General features: G+C 55.1%; 13 protein-coding genes. All 13 read right to left on the bottom strand.

Annotated elements, in window-relative coordinates; genetic code table 11:
• Window positions 1-45: 45 nt before the first annotated feature.
• The 13 genes from HMPREF2804_RS07120 to pyrR all read right to left on the bottom strand — a co-directional run bounded on the left by HMPREF2804_RS07120 (window position 46) and on the right by pyrR (window position 16,009).
• On the bottom strand, window positions 46-2,514 hold the full coding sequence (locus HMPREF2804_RS07120) for a primosomal protein N' family DNA-binding protein (RefSeq protein WP_070450317.1): 2,469 nt from the start codon (window positions 2,512-2,514) through the stop codon (window positions 46-48).
• Window positions 2,514-3,719 (bottom strand): methionine adenosyltransferase, encoded by a 1,206-nt coding sequence (gene metK / locus HMPREF2804_RS07125; protein WP_048754032.1) that lies wholly within the window; start codon window positions 3,717-3,719, stop codon window positions 2,514-2,516. Before metK ends, HMPREF2804_RS07120 begins: the two co-directional genes overlap by 1 nt.
• A gap of 138 nt (window positions 3,720-3,857) precedes the next feature.
• A complete protein-coding gene (locus HMPREF2804_RS07130) occupies window positions 3,858-5,186 on the bottom strand; it encodes a bifunctional phosphopantothenoylcysteine decarboxylase/phosphopantothenate synthase (protein ID WP_070450321.1) in 1,329 nt (442 codons plus the stop codon).
• An 18-nt stretch (window positions 5,187-5,204) separates the two neighbouring features.
• A complete protein-coding gene (gene rpoZ / locus HMPREF2804_RS07135; protein WP_048754030.1) occupies window positions 5,205-5,657 on the bottom strand; it encodes a DNA-directed RNA polymerase subunit omega in 453 nt (150 codons plus the stop codon).
• Between the two features lie 154 nt (window positions 5,658-5,811).
• The gene (gmk, locus tag HMPREF2804_RS07140) at window positions 5,812-6,384 is read right to left on the bottom strand and encodes a guanylate kinase (protein WP_070450324.1); all 573 of its coding nucleotides are present in this window, start codon (window positions 6,382-6,384) and stop codon (window positions 5,812-5,814) included.
• Between the two features lie 54 nt (window positions 6,385-6,438).
• Complete coding sequence (gene mihF / locus HMPREF2804_RS07145) at window positions 6,439-6,786, bottom strand: integration host factor, actinobacterial type (protein ID WP_037230933.1); 348 nt, start codon at window positions 6,784-6,786, stop codon at window positions 6,439-6,441.
• A gap of 178 nt (window positions 6,787-6,964) precedes the next feature.
• Window positions 6,965-7,825 carry an orotidine-5'-phosphate decarboxylase gene (gene pyrF, locus HMPREF2804_RS07150; protein WP_070627806.1) on the bottom strand — a complete coding sequence of 287 codons (861 nt, stop codon included), beginning with the start codon at window positions 7,823-7,825 and terminating at the stop codon, window positions 6,965-6,967.
• On the bottom strand, window positions 7,822-11,166 hold the full coding sequence (carB, locus tag HMPREF2804_RS07155; RefSeq protein ID WP_070627808.1) for a carbamoyl-phosphate synthase large subunit: 3,345 nt from the start codon (window positions 11,164-11,166) through the stop codon (window positions 7,822-7,824). Before carB ends, pyrF begins: the two co-directional genes overlap by 4 nt.
• Window positions 11,167-12,357 carry a glutamine-hydrolyzing carbamoyl-phosphate synthase small subunit gene (gene carA / locus HMPREF2804_RS07160; RefSeq protein ID WP_070627811.1) on the bottom strand — a complete coding sequence of 397 codons (1,191 nt, stop codon included), beginning with the start codon at window positions 12,355-12,357 and terminating at the stop codon, window positions 11,167-11,169.
• Window positions 12,358-12,487: 130 nt separating this feature from the next.
• Entirely contained in the window at window positions 12,488-13,033 is a 546-nt protein-coding gene (locus HMPREF2804_RS07165; protein WP_070627813.1) for a PH-like domain-containing protein, read from the bottom strand.
• A 55-nt stretch (window positions 13,034-13,088) separates the two neighbouring features.
• Window positions 13,089-14,396 carry a dihydroorotase gene (locus HMPREF2804_RS07170; RefSeq protein ID WP_070627815.1) on the bottom strand — a complete coding sequence of 436 codons (1,308 nt, stop codon included), beginning with the start codon at window positions 14,394-14,396 and terminating at the stop codon, window positions 13,089-13,091.
• Window positions 14,397-14,420: 24 nt separating this feature from the next.
• Window positions 14,421-15,422 (bottom strand): aspartate carbamoyltransferase catalytic subunit, encoded by a 1,002-nt coding sequence (locus tag HMPREF2804_RS07175; RefSeq protein WP_070627817.1) that lies wholly within the window; start codon window positions 15,420-15,422, stop codon window positions 14,421-14,423.
• Complete coding sequence (gene pyrR, locus HMPREF2804_RS07180; protein WP_305793914.1) at window positions 15,419-16,009, bottom strand: bifunctional pyr operon transcriptional regulator/uracil phosphoribosyltransferase PyrR; 591 nt, start codon at window positions 16,007-16,009, stop codon at window positions 15,419-15,421. The genes HMPREF2804_RS07175 and pyrR overlap by 4 nt, the downstream gene beginning before the upstream one ends.
• Window positions 16,010-16,247: the final 238 nt, after the last annotated feature.

A 16,247-nucleotide genomic window follows, 5' to 3' on the forward strand; every position in this document is an offset into this window, starting at 1 on the left:
AACTTTTAGAGTAAAGTAAATGCTATCTTGTATAAAGCTTAGTGATTAGACGACATCCAACCCATCGCATCGAACCTGCACCGCTCCGACACGCTTAAGCGCTGATAGTGCCGCACGCACGGAGCGTAACTCGTGGGTGACCTGCGGTGCTTGAGCGTAGGAGAAGAAGAGAATAGCGCGCCAGTCGCCGGGAACCGCATTCTCGGTTCCTGGGGGTGAAAACTCAGATATATCGCCCTCTCCCCCGCTCTCGGTACCGGCATGCACAGGCTGGTGCGCAAAGAAATCTTCGTCCAGCGGTATAGGCCCGGTCACCCGAACTCCTTCCGGCAGGTACAGCTCCGCCAGGAATGCCTGAACATCGTCCTCGGTACCCGTAATGGCCGCCGTGCGTACCGCCGGGGGCAAACCGATCTGCGACCGCTCATCCAGCTCATACAGGGCAAACCAGGTGGGATCCCACCGAACCAACGCCTGCTCCACCGGCGATGGCGAGGCAGTCGTCACTACAACCCCACCCTGAGCCGCAGAACGCACCAGCGCGGCCGCGTTAAACCAGCGCCGCAATGCGGCCTCCGGGGCACGCAAAGAATCAAAACGAAGCATCGCATCCGCGTCCAAAAGCAACGCCGCCGCATAACCGCCAAACGCTACCGGCTCAGCCCCCGGGGTCGCCACCACCAGCGCAGATTCGGCACCCACCGAAGCGCGCACATGGTCCCCCACCGAAGAAATTACCGGAACGCCCCGGAAGGCGCGCCCCAGCTCCTCTGCGGTGCGCAAAGCCCCCACAGTACCCGAACGCCACTGATCATACCCGCACTCTGCACACCGCCACTGCTGTGCCAAACGCCCGCACCACGAACAACTCGGCACCGAAGCACTCGCCGCCAACGAGAGCGGCCCCCGACACGTATTACAGCGCGCAGGCATGCGGCACCGCTGGCACGAAAACGACGGAACATACCCGGCGCGGGCAACCTGCACCAGCACTGGGCCATGCTGCAGAGCCACACGCGCACGCTCAAACGCCAACCGAGGAATACGTGCCACAGCCGCCAACGGGTCACGCGCCAACTGATAGTCATTACCCGTCGAAAAAATGCGCGGCGAAAACTCGTGCACTATCGCCCGAGGTGCCCGCACATGCGAAGCCCACCGGGTGCGTACCAATCGTGCCGACTCGCTGCTCATTGCGTAACCGGCGAACAGTGCCGCCGCATCCGTTGCCTGGGCACGCAATAACAGCACATCGCGCGCATGGCAATAGGGCGAACGGCGCTCCACAAGCGAAGAATCGCCGTCATCCCAGCACACCACCAGCCCCAAATTAGCAACCGGGGCATAGGCTGCCGCACGAGTACCAATCACAATAGGCACCAGCCCCAGGCGCGCTTTCAAATAGGCGTGATACCGGCTATGCGGTTTATCGCTCGAACTCAACCGAACATAAGCGCCTGCTGGCACCCGACGTTTCAGCGCGGACTCAAGCCTATCGAGGGTCTTCTGGTCGGGAGCCACCGCTAAGGCACCACGGCCATTCGCAGCCGCCGTCACCACGGCAATAGCCAGCAGTTCAGCCCAATCGAACTCAGGATGCGCGGGCAGCACATTTATAACCGCGCGCGCTGGAGACCCAGCCGCTAGATCCTCTAAAAACTCAGCGCCATTCTCATAATCGCTAAAGGCACGGGAGTCTTCTGCCGAAACCTGGGCGGCAGGAGGGTGAATCTGGTAGGGCGCGAAACCGCCCAAGAGGAAACCACGAATATCATCGGTCAAAGAGGGCGAACCACTGGTCGGTGCTTCTTCAGGAGCTTCTTCCTGCGGCTCGTGGTCGGTATCTGAGTCATCTTCGGCGACCGATTCAGAAGTGCTATCTTCCGCCTTATCGGCGGTTTCATCAGATCCTTGCGGCAGACCCATGAGCTCGGAAAACGTAGGCAAAAACTGTGCATACTGTTTATCAAGAGATGCCACGCGCGGCGTCACCGCAAGCCGCAAAACATTCGCCACGGTTGAGGCATACCGATCGGCAAGCGCCTCTGCAAGATCAAAAATCTCGGCAGAAACCGCAGGAATCCTCGACAGGACCGATAAAAGCGGCTGCAGACCCTTAGCAACATCGGTCGTTTCGGCGCGCTCCGCGATAAAACCCGTAACCCGCTGCGAACCGAACCGCACACGCACACGAGCGCCGGGAACCGCATCTTCGCTCAGCTCAGCGGGAACCTGGTAGTCAAAGGTACGGTCAAGATGCGGCAGCGTATTATCCAACCGAACCCGCGCCACCGGGTACGGTACCCCGCTCTGGGCAAGCCGCTGGTGTACATCAACCGGCTCAGGCTCGGGAGGAATCAGGGCATCGCGGAGAGCAGGAAATCCCTGCAACAGATCAGGCTGTTGCAGGGATTCCTGCTGAGCGGGCTCAGAAGCCGAAACGTTCATCGACGAAGTATCGGTAGGGTTCTGAGCATCCGCGTCATTGGGCTGCATACTCGCAGGTTCACGCATTAGGATGCTGAAACCGCCGAACGCAGAGCCTCAACACGGTCCAAGCGCTCCCACGTAAACTCGGGTTCATTGCGGCCAAAGTGACCGTGAGCCGCGGTCTTTTTATAGACGGGTCGGCGCAAATCAAGGTCATTGATAATAGCCAACGGACGCAGGTCAAAGACCTCACGCACAGCCTTCTCAATCTTGAGGGGATCAACCTTTTCGGTTCCGAAAGTCTCGACGTACAGACCCACAGGTGCCGCCTGCCCAATAGCGTAAGCGACCTGAACCTCGGCACGGTCGGCAAGACCAGCGCCCACAATATTCTTGGCGACCCAACGCATAGCGTATGCCGCAGAACGATCAACCTTCGAGGGATCCTTGCCCGAGAACGCGCCGCCGCCGTGACGAGCCGAACCGCCATAGGTATCAACAATAATCTTGCGACCGGTCAAACCGGCATCGCCTACGGGACCGCCCTGCACAAAACGACCGGCAGGGTTCACAATAAACTTCGTGTTCGAGCTATCAAACTCGGCGGCATCCAGCACCGGAGTAATCACGTGTTTGATAATATCCGCACGCAAATCCGCTAAATCGTAATCGGCGGTGTGCTGGCTAGAAACCACCACGGTATCAACCGAAACAGGCTTATTATCGGCGTCATACCCCAAAGTGACCTGAGTTTTGCCGTCCGGGCGCAGGTTCACCAGCGTACCGTTTTTACGAACATTCGTCAGACGTTCCGAGAGACGATGCGCCAGCCAAATCGGTGCGGGCATCAATACGTTCGTCTCGTTCGAAGCGTACCCGAACATAATGCCCTGGTCGCCCGCACCCTGGCGGTCATAATCATCAACCGCGATACCACTGCGAGCCTCTAAAGACTCATACACACCAGCATTAATATCGGGTGACTGCTCGCCAATCGATACCGATACGCCGCAGAATTCACCATCGAAACCGCGGGTCGATGAATCGTAGCCAATACCTAGAATAGTTTCACGAACGATCGATGGAATCTCAACATAGCTTGAGGTTGTCACCTCGCCAGCAACATGAACCTGTCCGGTTGTTACCATTGTTTCGACAGCAACGTTCGCGGTGGAATCCTGCGCGATAATGCCGTCAAGAATCGCATCAGAAATCTGGTCACAAATTTTATCAGGATGCCCTTCAGTCACCGACTCGCTGGTGAAAAGGCGTAGATGATTATTACTCACGGTTTCTACTCTACTAGGTTTGGGGCACGCGGGATACAGTACCCAAGGATGTGAACTCGTGTATCAATTATGACAGAACGTTACACGGGTTCGGAGGGAGGGAGTCACAAACTTAATCGGCTCGTATTTCTGCTTTTCTCAGGGCTTTACATACTGTGCAAGAGTGCGCAATATCTGATCGGAAACGACCTGTTTAGAGCCTGAAAAAACAGGTTCCCGATCTGTGAACGAAGAGAGCAACGTAATCGTATTATCATCGGTTCCGAAACCCTGGTTTACGCCCACCGTGTTGAGAGCCAGAAAATCACAACCCTTACGCGCCAGCTTCTCGCGCCCAAGCTCAAGCGGAGTTCGCTCAGCTGACCCAGTCTCTGCGGCAAAACCCACAATCAAGTGCGCACCGGCACCTGTCTTCTGTCGAAGCTCCACGACTTCACGCAGAATATCCGGGTTGCGTACCAGCTGAATCGTGGGAGCGTCCGAAGAATCTGCGGTCTTCTTAATCTTGTACTCGGCGTATTCGGCAGGCCGAAAATCTGCAACCGCTGCAGACATAATAAGCATATCGGCGTTGTTCTGAGCTTCCAGCACGGCATCGCGTAGTTCACGGGCGCTCACTACTCGGGTTACCTGTACTCCCTCGGGCGCGGGGACTTCAAGGTTAGCGCCGATTAGATGCACCGATGCCCCTAGATCACGCGCAGCCTGGGCCAAAGCTACACCCTGTTTACCTGTTGAGCGGTTACCCAAAAAACGCACCGGATCCAAGGCCTCACGGGTGCCTCCCGCCGTAATCACGATGCGTTTCCCCGCCAAAATTCCAGGCTCAGGCTCAATACCTAATGCAAATGAGCTGCTAGGCTCTTCCGCCGAGCCAGCATTTACCAGGCGTGTGGGCGTATATCCCGGAATCTGCGAAGGATGCTGCTCCCCCTTCGGAAACTCAGCAATTACGCACTGCGCCGCCTCAAAAATATCTTCCGGCTCCGGCATGCGGCCCACACCCGAATCGGGACCCGTTAGACGCCCAATCGCCGGTTCAATCACGTGATACCCAAGTTCGCGCAAAGCCTGCACATTCGTTTGCGTTGCTGGATGTTCCCACATCTGAGTGTGCATAGCGGGAGCCATAATCACCGGTGCATGGGTAGTCAGTACTGTAGCAGAAAGCAAATCATCGCAGCGCCCCGCCGCCAACCGAGACATCAAATCGGCGGTCGCCGGTGCTATAACAATCGCATCCGCTAGCTCGGCCTGGCGAACATGGTTAACCTCAGGAACACGCTCAAAAACGCTCGTGGAAACCGGGTTGCCGCTCAGGGCCTCGAAGGTAGCTTTACCCACAAACTCCAGGGCAGCTTCGGTGGGCATGGCAATAACCTCATGCCCATCTTTTGCGAAAAGACGAAGGAGCATTACCGCTTTATATGCGGCAATGCCCCCTCCAATACCAACGATAATGCGCATGGTATTTACAAACGTTCCTTACTCAGCGGAGTCGTCAATAACAACCTCTTCAAGAGCAATAACCTCTTCGGTACCGGCAGGAATATATTCCTCCTCGATAGCACCGAAATCGGCGTCGCCCAGACCCAAGGATGTGAATTCCTCAGGAACCAGGTAACCATCTTCGTTGAAGTGCCCATCCGGCACGTGATCGGCAACAATCTGATCTGCCATAATTTCACGCATTGCAACCGAAAGAGCCTTGTCATTAGCCTCAGACTCAACCAGAGGACCAACGTGGTCGCCCGCACTCTCCTGCAGATTCGCGTAATAAGCGTTAATCTGGCGAGCACGACGAGCACCGAAAATCACCAGCCCGTACTTAGACTCAGCCTTCTGAATCAGCGCATCCGCGCTGGGGTTCACAATCCCCTCGGGAGCTACGCCATCAACGAAGTTGTAGTCTTCGTGCTCTTTGATTTCGTTTACCACAGAAACTCCAATATGTTGTCTTTGTACACTGCTGACATTCATGTACACGAACTCAGCCAAAACTAAAGCAATATTCTACCGCTAAACTCGGTAAAAATCACGTACCTTAACGAGAAAGCACAGTAATACCCGGCACGCCGCCAAAATACGTACCCTATGCTTCAGCAGATTCAGCACCCACGATGTGCACAATCTCCTGCGCTGCGCGCTCTACCGAATCATTGACCACGGTTACGTCGAACTCGCTTTCAGCCTCAAGCTCGATTTTGGCGGTCTCAAGACGCCGCTGCTGTTCCTGCTCCGATTCAGTACCGCGCCCTACCAATCGAGACACAAGCTCATCCCAGCTGGGCGGTGCCAAGAAAATCAGCTGTGCCTCCGGCATAGACTCCCGAATCTGCCGAGCCCCTTGAAGATCAATCTCAAGGATTACCGGGCGACCAGCATTTAGAGCTTCCTGAACCTTAGCACGCGGAGTACCGTATTTATTCTTACCGTGCACTACCGCATACTCAAGCATCTGTCCGTCAGCGATCATCTGATCAAATTCCTCATGCGAGACAAAATAGTAGTGCACCCCCTCTTCTTCGCCGGGGCGAGGGTCACGAGTAGTTGCCGAAACGGAAAACCAGACGTTCGGATAGTGCTCACGAATATACTGGCAGACGGTTCCCTTACCCACGGCAGTGGGACCAGCCAGAACGGTAAGTCTAGGTTGAGCAGTCATCGGGTTCTTCCTACGGTGTGATGTAATAATGCGTATTTTATTCGGCGGCGAGAACTATCGACCGCTGCGGCGGCGTGTATGCCGAACATTGCGGTTAAAATACTCCACCATTTTACGGCGTTGATGCACACCAAGACCGCCCAAACGACGGGTCGGCGCGATCTGCAGTTCTTCCATAATTTTCTCGGCACGCACAGCACCAATTCCCGGAAGGGCACGGAGCATTTGATCCACAGGCATCTTTGCAAGAGCTTGGTCGTCATCGACCAGATCGAGTACCTGACGTACCGACAGCTCACGGGTAGAAAGTGCCTGCTTAACTTCCTGGCGGCGAGTACGGGCAAGCAACGCCTTTTCACGTGCTGATGCACGCACCTCATCGGTTAGCGGCGTAATCGGCATGGGGTCTCCCATCAAGCGATATATGTATATAAATCAGCGTTCTTACGTTTTCTAACTTAGCATGTTGCACTGTAAAACGATGAACCGAGGTTCGTAACGTAAAGCCTTTCAGGCTCAACACAGCGCAATGGCGCACAGAGCAGATAAACTCTGTACGCCACTACGCAATCACAACGAGTTACGATGTGCCACGTGCACGCACTAAATCGTCACGTGCACTCTGCGCCGCCCGCGCCAGGTCAGTCGGCTGCGGACCTGCAGAGAGCACGCCACGGCTGGAATTCACCAAAACCTGATATTCAACACCTGCAAAAATTCGGTATAGGTCCTCAGCGCTAGCCCCTTGGGCACCATATCCCGGCGAAAGAATGGGACCGTTGAAAGTGGTGCTCAGGTCTATCGCCAATTCCTTGAGGGCCTCCCCCACGGTGGCACCCACAACTAGACCACATGAACCCATGCGTTCCCAAGTTTGCGCAGTGTTCTCTGCAGTGGCTGCGGCAATAACCTGCTTCGCTACTGCTCCGGTATCTTCTGCTTTGCCCACATGCTGCACACTCTTACCCTCAGGGTTTGAGGTCAGCGCCAGCACGAAAGTTCCACGCTGGTTCGCAGTTGCCGCATCCAGCGCTGGGCGAAGCGACTCGAAGCCCAAATATGGGCTTAGCGTGACCGAATCCGTGCCGAGTGGTGAAGAGGTACCGAGCCAAGCATCCGCATAGGCTTTCATAGTCGAGCCAATATCACCGCGTTTTGCATCCGCCACGATTAGAACCCGGTCTTCGGCGGCGCGAGCAAAGAGCTCTTCCAACACGGCAAGACCTGCGGAACCGTGGCGCTCAAACAGGGCAACCTGGGGTTTGAGCGCTGCGGCGTAGGGGGCGCATCCTTCGTAGACATTCATAGCGAAAGTACGCAGAGATTCGGCAGAATCTTCCAGTCCCCACGCCTGCAGCAGGTTCGGATGTGGGTCAATACCCACACACAACGGACCGTATTCGTCCATCGCAGCCGCAAGACGATCACCGAAGGGGATCACGAAAGTTCCCCCTCACGCACCTGTTCGCCCTTGTCCTGCCCCTGCTCGCCGGTGCTGGCGGTCCGCAAGAACTCACCATGTTCTTGCAGATTTATAATCTCCCAGCTACGCTCGCGCAGCGCAGTGATAGCCTGAACAGCAGCCGCGAACTCCGAAATCGTGGTCATCACAGGGCACCCGACACTGACCGCCGCCGCACGGATCTCGTAACCATCGCTACGAGCAGCACCACCGGCAGGCGTATTCAAAATCAGATCAATTTCGCCGTTGCGCACCATATCAACGATCGAATGCTGACCGTTTGCTTCCGCAAACTTGGATGCAACCGTTGAGTTCACGCCATTGCGACGAAGCACATCTGCAGTGCCGCCGGTAGAGACAATCTCGAAGCCCAGCTGTTCAAGCATCTTGGCATAGATAATCACATTGCGCTTATCATGGTTAGCCACCGAAACGAAGACCTTGCCCTCGGTCGGTAGCGGTGACCCCGCACCTGCCTGGGCTTTCGCAAAGGCAGTGTCGTAGAGGGTATCAAGACCCATGACTTCGCCGGTCGAGCGCATTTCGGGACTAAGTAGGGAATCAACCACCACACCCTCAGGAGTGCGGAAGCGGCTAAACGGAAGAACCGCTGCCTTAACTGCAATTGCAGTATTCTGCGGCAGGGATGCACCATCCATGTTCTTAGGCAAGTATCCCTCTGCCTTCAGTTCAGCAATACTCTTCCCCAAACCGATCATCACGGCAGCCTTTGCCAGCTGCACGCCGGTTGCCTTTGAGACAAACGGTACGGTGCGAGACGCACGTGGGTTTGCCTCAATCACGAACAGATTCTCGGAGACGTAGGCAAATTGAATATTAATCAGGCCCCGCACTCCGGTACCACGCGCAATAGCCTCGGTTGCTTCTTTAACCTTGGCGATCACATCGGGACCCAAGGTAATTGGTGGCAAGGTGCAGGAGGAATCGCCTGAGTGAATGCCAGCCTCTTCAATATGTTCCATGACACCGCCCAAGTAGAGCTCGGTGCCGTCAAAGAGCGCATCCACATCAATCTCAATAGCGTCTTCCAGGAACTTATCGATAAGTGCTGGCTGAGAGGGAGAAACCTCGGTCGCATTTTCAAGGTAGCGTGCAAGATTTGCTTCGTCATAGACGATCTCCATACCGCGCCCGCCCAGCACATAGGAAGGACGGACCAACACCGGGTACCCAATCTCATCGGCAACACGTTTGGCGCCCTCGAAGGTATATGCGGTACCATTCTTCGGCGAAATCAAACCGCCTTCCTCCAGCACGCGCGCAAACTCGCCGCGATCCTCAGCAAGGTCAATAGCTTCGGGAGTAGTACCCAAAATCGGGACCCCAGCATCTTTGAGGGCTTTCGCAAGCTTTAGTGGAGTCTGTCCGCCCAACTGCACGAAAACGCCCAACAAGCCGCCCGTGCGGCGCTCTGATTCAACAATTTCGAGCACATCTTCCAACGTCAGCGGCTCAAAATACAGGCGAGTCGAAACATCGTAGTCAGTTGAAACAGTCTCCGGGTTACAGTTCACCATAACCGTCTCGTACCCCAGAGAACGCAGCACCAGAGAAGCGTGCACGCAAGAATAATCAAACTCGATACCCTGGCCAATGCGGTTCGGCCCCGACCCCAAAATCATGATGGAGGGAGTCTCATGGTGAGCGACCTCATCCTCAGAATCATAACTAGAGTAGTGATAGGGGGTAAACGCCTCGAACTCAGCGGCACAAGTATCAACAGTCTTGAATACGGGGCGAATACCTAGGGCATGGCGCACACCGCGCACAACGTCCTCAGAAGATCCGATAATCTCTGCGATTTGCGGGTCAGAAAAGCCGTGGCGTTTTGCCAGCTGCAGGATTTCAGGGGTCAAGTTATCGCGATTTTCCCGCACAATCCCGGCGACTTCATTCAGCAGCACCAGCTGATCTAAGAACCATGGATCAATCTTGGTGGCTTCAAAAACCTGCGCAATAGATGCGCCCGCCAAAAGTGCCTGCTGCACCTGATAGATACGCTGCGTGGTGGGTATCTTGGTCTTCTCGATAAGCGCGTCAAGTTCTTCGGCATTCAGTTGCTGCTTCGTGAACGAGAAAGAAGCACCTTTCTGCTCTAGAGAGCGCATAGCCTTCTGGAGTGCTTCGGTGAAGTTACGGCCCAGCGCCATTGCTTCACCCACCGATTTCATGGTGGTTGTGAGAGTCGGATCAGCGGCCGGGAACTTCTCAAATGCAAAACGTGGTACCTTGACGACCACATAGTCGAGGGTCGGTTCAAAGGATGCGGGCGTCTTCTGAGTAATGTCGTTCGGAATCTCATCCAGGGTGTACCCCAGCGAAAGTTTGGTCGCAATTTTAGCGATCGGGAACCCGGTTGCTTTAGACGCAAGCGCTGAAGAGCGTGAAACGCGTGGGTTCATTTCGATAACGATGATGCGCCCGGTCTTAGGGTCTACGGCAAACTGAATATTGCATCCGCCGGTATCAACCCCAACTTCGCGGATCACGTTGATAGCGATATCGCGAAGTTTTTGGTACTCACGGTCGGTGAGGGTGAGGGCAGGCGCTACCGTGATGGAGTCGCCGGTGTGCACGCCGACCGGGTCGAAGTTTTCAATCGAGCAGACGACCACGACGTTGTCATTTTTGTCGCGCATCATTTCGAGTTCGTATTCTTTCCAGCCAAGAATAGATTCTTCGAGCAGAACCTCGGAGGTAGGCGAATACTGGATGCCTGCACCGGCAATGCGGTAAAGATCTTCTTCGTTGTAGGCCATACCAGAGCCAAGTCCGCCCATGGTGAAGGAAGGACGCACGACCATGGGGTAACCGAGCTCTTTGGCCGCTTCAAGAGCTTCCGGCATGGAGTGCACAATGATCGAACGCGCCGATTCGCCGCCCGCGCGCTCTACCACGCCTTTGAACGCTTCACGATCTTCGCCCAGATTTATGGCTTCGATATTTGCGCCAATGAGTTCAACATCATATTCGCACAGAGTTCCCTGCTTATCGAGAGCGATAGCGGCGTTGAGCGCAGTCTGCCCGCCCAAGGTAGGAAGAATGGCGTCTGGACGTTCTTTTTCGATAATCTTAGCGATGACTTCGGGGGTAATCGGCTCAATATAGGTGGCATCTGCAAACTCAGGGTCGGTCATAATGGTCGCCGGATTGGAGTTTACGAGGACAACACGCACACCTTCTTCTTTGAGCACGCGTAGAGCCTGAGTGCCGGAGTAATCGAATTCGGCTGCCTGACCGATGACGATCGGACCTGAGCCGATGACAAGGACGCTGTTAAGGTCGGTACGACGTGGCATTTAGGCTTCCTTTGCAGTCTTCTTGGTGGAGGTCATGAGGTCAATAAAACGGTCGAAAAGATATGCGGAGTCGTGCGGACCTGCGGCTGCCTCCGGGTGGTATTGAACCGAGAACGCGGGAATATCTTTGCAGGTTAGCCCCTCGACCACGTTATCATTCAGCCCCACATGGGAAACCATGACCTCGCCGAATTCGGAGTTGGGGGCGGTTACGTATTCACCGATAGGCGCATCGACGGCGAACCCGTGATTTTGGGCGGTTATTTCAACTTTGCCGGTGGTTTTATCCATGACGGGCTGATTGATACCGCGGTGTCCAAAGGGCAGCTTGTAGGTCCCGAACCCGAGCGCACGGCCGAGAAGCTGATTGCCAAAGCAGATACCGAAGAACGGGGTGCCCTGGCGCAGTACACCCTGCAGGAGTTCAACCTGTTCGTCAGCAGTCGCCGGGTCGCCGGGACCATTGGAGAAAAATACGCCGTCTGGGCGAAGCGTATTTACGGTCTCAAGGGTTGTGTTTGCGGGCAGTACATGTACACGCACGCCGCGTTCCGCGAAACGCTGCGGGGTCATAGATTTGATGCCAAGATCGAGTGCAGCAATGGTAGCAACCGGCGGAACGAACCAGCCGTATTGGTGAGGTTCAACTGTGTAGGCTTCCGTCACGGAAACGGTATCGGCAAGTTTACGGCCCGCCATCGGCTCGGAGGCGCGCACCGCTTCCAAAAGTTCGGCTTCGGGGCGATTGGCGTGACGTCCCGAAAAAATGCCTGCACGCATTGAACCGCTGGAGCGTAGGCGGCGAGTCAGCGCACGAGTATCAATGCCTTGAATGCCCACGATACTTTGGGTCCTGAGCTCGTCATCCAGGGTACGTTCTGCACGCCAGTTGGAGGCAACACGTGCGGCATCTCGTACCACGTACCCGGCAACCCAAATTTTGCGGGATTCTGCATCTACCTTGTTCACACCGGTGTTACCGATATGAGGCGCGGTCTGCACCACGATTTGCCCAGCGTAGGATGGGTCGGTCAGCGTTTCTTGGTAGCCGGTCATGCCGGTGGAAAATACTGCTTCGCCTAAGGATGCGCCAATTGCTCCATACCCATAGCCTCGGTAGATGGTGCCGTCCTCAAGAACGAGTAACGCGCGGTCCGTGCCCAAAGCACCGGAACGTGTCATCTCAGTCATGCTCTTACTTTCCTTTTCTCGGTGGTCTGTTCCCCTGCTTGTGCCCGTTATAAGTGGAACACTGTGTGCAGGAAATTCTTGGTATGCCGTTCGCAATTAGCGGGCATTTTGTGGGTGAGTTGTCTGTGTATTAGTGATGTGCTGTCTCTTCCAGCCCCCATTTTTCGGGGCTATCGACCGCATCCGGCGAGATCTCACGAAGCTTCTCAAGTGCGATTTTTTTCTGATCGGCATAGCGAGTGCGAAATCCGGTCTGCACGCGGTGACCGTCAAGAGTCCAACCGATCACGATAAGTCCGTCACGTTCTACAACCTTGCCGATCATTCCCTGCCCGGTGGTAATGACCGCAAGTTTCTTTGCGGGAATCCACAGGTCTTTAGCCCCGTTGCGGGTGAAAATAATGCCGTCCGAGTAGATCAGGAGCGTGGATTTTGTTTTGAACCCTAGCTGGTCGAATCCCACACGGTTCAGTTCATCACCGAATATCGTAGTGCTCACATACTCCCCCTCAAACGCCGCCTCGGCTTCAAACCCGTCGTAGCGTGCGGGAACGTCTTTGAGCGAACCGAACATCGTGGACTGCCGCTTGAGCCGGGATTTCCAACCGCGCCAAATACCAAAGAAGCACAGTGCCACCACGGCAACGCAGATAAGGGTGGGAATCAGTTTTTCCACGGTTCTTCTTTCTTCTCGGTTTATTGCGGTGGTTTTACCCCTATATTGGGAACGATCAAGCCTGCCGGCGAGGACTCGCGAGCTCGCCGTTCAAAACGGTTGGATGCCCCGCGTAAAAGGTTGCACGCACAACACCGGGAACCTCCATCCCGCGATACGGGTTGTTCTTGCCCTTCGTGGCCTGATCCTCAGGCTTAATCGCACGGCTAGCCTTCGGATCAACCAACACGATATTTGCTGGTTCACCTTCGGCAAGCGGACGGCCCTGCTCAGCATCCAGGCTGCCAATTTTCGCCGGAGTTTCGCTCATAATCCGTGCGACATCGGCCCAGGTAATATGCCCCGGCTCCACAAGAGTCATCTGAATAATCGAGAGTGCCTGCTCAAGACCGGTCATGCCGTTTGCAGCACACGCCCATTCACATTCTTTGCTTTCTGCCGGATGCGGTGCATGGTCGGTACCAATAACATCAATAATGCCGTCGGCAACAGCTTGGCGCAGAGCAAGCACATCCTCTTCGGTACGTAAAGGCGGGTTCACCTTAAAAATCGGGTCGTAGGTGCGTGCCTTTTCATCGGTCAGAATCAGGTGATGCGGGGTGGCTTCGGCGGTTACCTGCACGCCGCGAGATTTAGCCCAGCGCACAACCTCTACAGAGCCTTTAGTCGAGAGGTGGCAAATATGCAGACGTGAATTCAAATGCTCAGCCAGCAGAACATCGCGGGCGATAATAGCTTCTTCCGCGACAGCGGGCCAGCCGGTAAGCCCCAGGTCGGCTGAAACCTTGCCTTCGTTCATCTGAGCGCCCTCAGTTAGGCGGGGCTCCTGCGCATGCTGGGCGATCACACCGTCAAAAGTCTTTACGTATTCAAGAGCACGGCGCATAATCGCCGGATCGTAGACGCACATGCCGTCATCCGAGAACACACGAACCTTCGCCTCAGAGGTCGCCATAGAACCAATGTCCGAGAGGAATTCACCTTTCAACCCAACTGTCACCGAGCCGATGGGCTGCACTCGGCACCAACCAGACTCTTTACCCAGACGGTCAACCTGCTCAACTACAGCTGCAGTATCTGCAACGGGAAGTGAGTTCGCCATCGCAAAAACAGCCGTGTAGCCGCCTAAAGCCGCCGCGCGAGTACCGGTCTCAACGGTTTCAGAAGCCTCATATCCTGGCTGGCGCAGGTGAGTATGAATATCGACCAGACCCGGAAGAGCAATCTGACCAGAAGCATCAACGACCTGAGCGTCTGCGGCTTCTATATCTTGACCGATACGCGCAATTTTGCCATCCTCAATCAGGATATCGGCAACGCGCTCACCCAGCAGGGAGGCGCCTTTAATAAGGTACGTGCTCATGTGTATTCCTTCTTTCGGATAGCGTTAAGATTCGTCGCCGGAGTATAGTTTCTCGCTTGACCCGTCAGTCAAGAGCAGGTACAGCACCGCCATGCGAACCGCCACGCCGTTACTGACCTGGCGCAACACCCAGGCGTTCTGAGAATCGGCGGCTTCGGCGCACAGCTCCAGCCCTCGGTTCATGGGACCGGGATGCAGAATTGCGATTTCTTGAGGCTGCGCCAGCAGATTCTCGAAACGTTCTTTGGTGAGTCCCCACAGGGCGGTATATTCCTCTGCTGAGGGAAAGTAAGCGGCGTTCATACGCTCTTTTTGGATGCGCAGCATCATCACCGCGTCAGGTTTTGTAGCGATTGCGTCATCGAAATCGTGGAAAACCTCAAGTCCCCAATCCTGCTTCCAACGCTCAGTATGCACAGGCAAAAGCGTAGGCGGAGCCACAAAAGCGACATCAGCCCCCAGATTTTTTAGCAACCACAGATTCGACCGCGCCACGCGAGAGTGCAGAATATCCCCCACGATCAGCACACGCATGCCGTTTAAATCGGTTCCTCGCGGTGATTCCAGACCATCACGCTGAGCCTTAAACTGGCGCATCGAAACCGCATCTAAAAGAGCCTGCGTTGGATGCGCATGCGTGCCGTCCCCCGCATTCAGCACGGGAATATTGGTCCATCCGGCCTCGGCAAGACGCTGCGGAGCCCCCGAAGCCGAATGACGAATCACGAAGGCATCCGCACTAATCGCTTTGAGAGTCTGAGCAGTGTCTTTGAGGGATTCTCCCTTAGAAACCGATGAACCACGCGCAGCAAAATTGGTGATATCGGCGCCCAGACGTTTCTCTGCGGATTCGAAGGACAGTCTGGTACGCGTTGAGTCTTCAAAGAAAAGGTTGACTACAGTCTTGCCGGCAAGCACATTGAGCTTCCGGTTTTCTGCCTTAACCTGTGCCATATAGTCTGCAACGTCGAGTATTTCAATGGCCTGAGTTCGTGTGAGATCGCGAGTGTCAAGCAGATGTTTCATGAAATCTGTCCTTCCAGCTGAATGATATCAACGCGGTCTGTGGCGTTATCCGTTTCTTCGAGTACCACACGAACCTTCTCTAAGGCACTGGTCGGAAGGTTTTTCCCCACGTGGTCGGCGCGAATTGGGAGTTGCCGGTGCCCGCGATCAACTAACACGGCAAGACGCACCAGAGCCGGACGTCCGTATTCGTTAAGGGCGTCCAAGGCGGCCCGAACAGTGCGGCCGGAGTACAGAACATCATCGACGAGAACCACATTTTTGCCGTCGAGACCCCCCACCGGGATCAAGGACTCCCCCGCGCTGCGGTTTTCATATTCCTCATCGGTGAGGTCATCGCGATACGAGGTAATATCGAGAGCGCCCAGGCCATTTTTGAGATCAAAATTTGAGTCATTCGTCTGGATGCGCTGTGCCAGACGCTGTGCTAACGGGTATCCACGAGACCGAATACCTAAAAGCACTAGGTTATCAGTTCCCTTATTAGACTCAAGAATTTCAAAAGCAATACGTGTAAGAGCGCGACGGATCTCATCGTCGCTAAGGATAGTGTGCCCTTCATTGGGCGTTTTTATTGGCGCGCCTATGGGATGCGCACCAGGCTCATAGGGTACAGATGTCCCCGACACAGCCGACTCCTTCCCCGCCTCACGGGACGGATTTAAAGGTCTGTTGCTTTTACCAAGACTACCATACGTACCACGCAGTTCAGGGGTATGTGTTTCTGAAGTTTTAATTTTTTTTTGGAGTCAAAAATCCTCTATATATCATGCAATAAACGCTCATGTTCCCTGAACAAAGACTCATAAAACGTCGAGAGTCCAT

Origin of the sequence: Rothia sp. HMSC065G12 (assembly GCF_001811455.1) — a bacterium.
GTDB classification, from domain to species: domain Bacteria; phylum Actinomycetota; class Actinomycetes; order Actinomycetales; family Micrococcaceae; genus Rothia; species Rothia dentocariosa.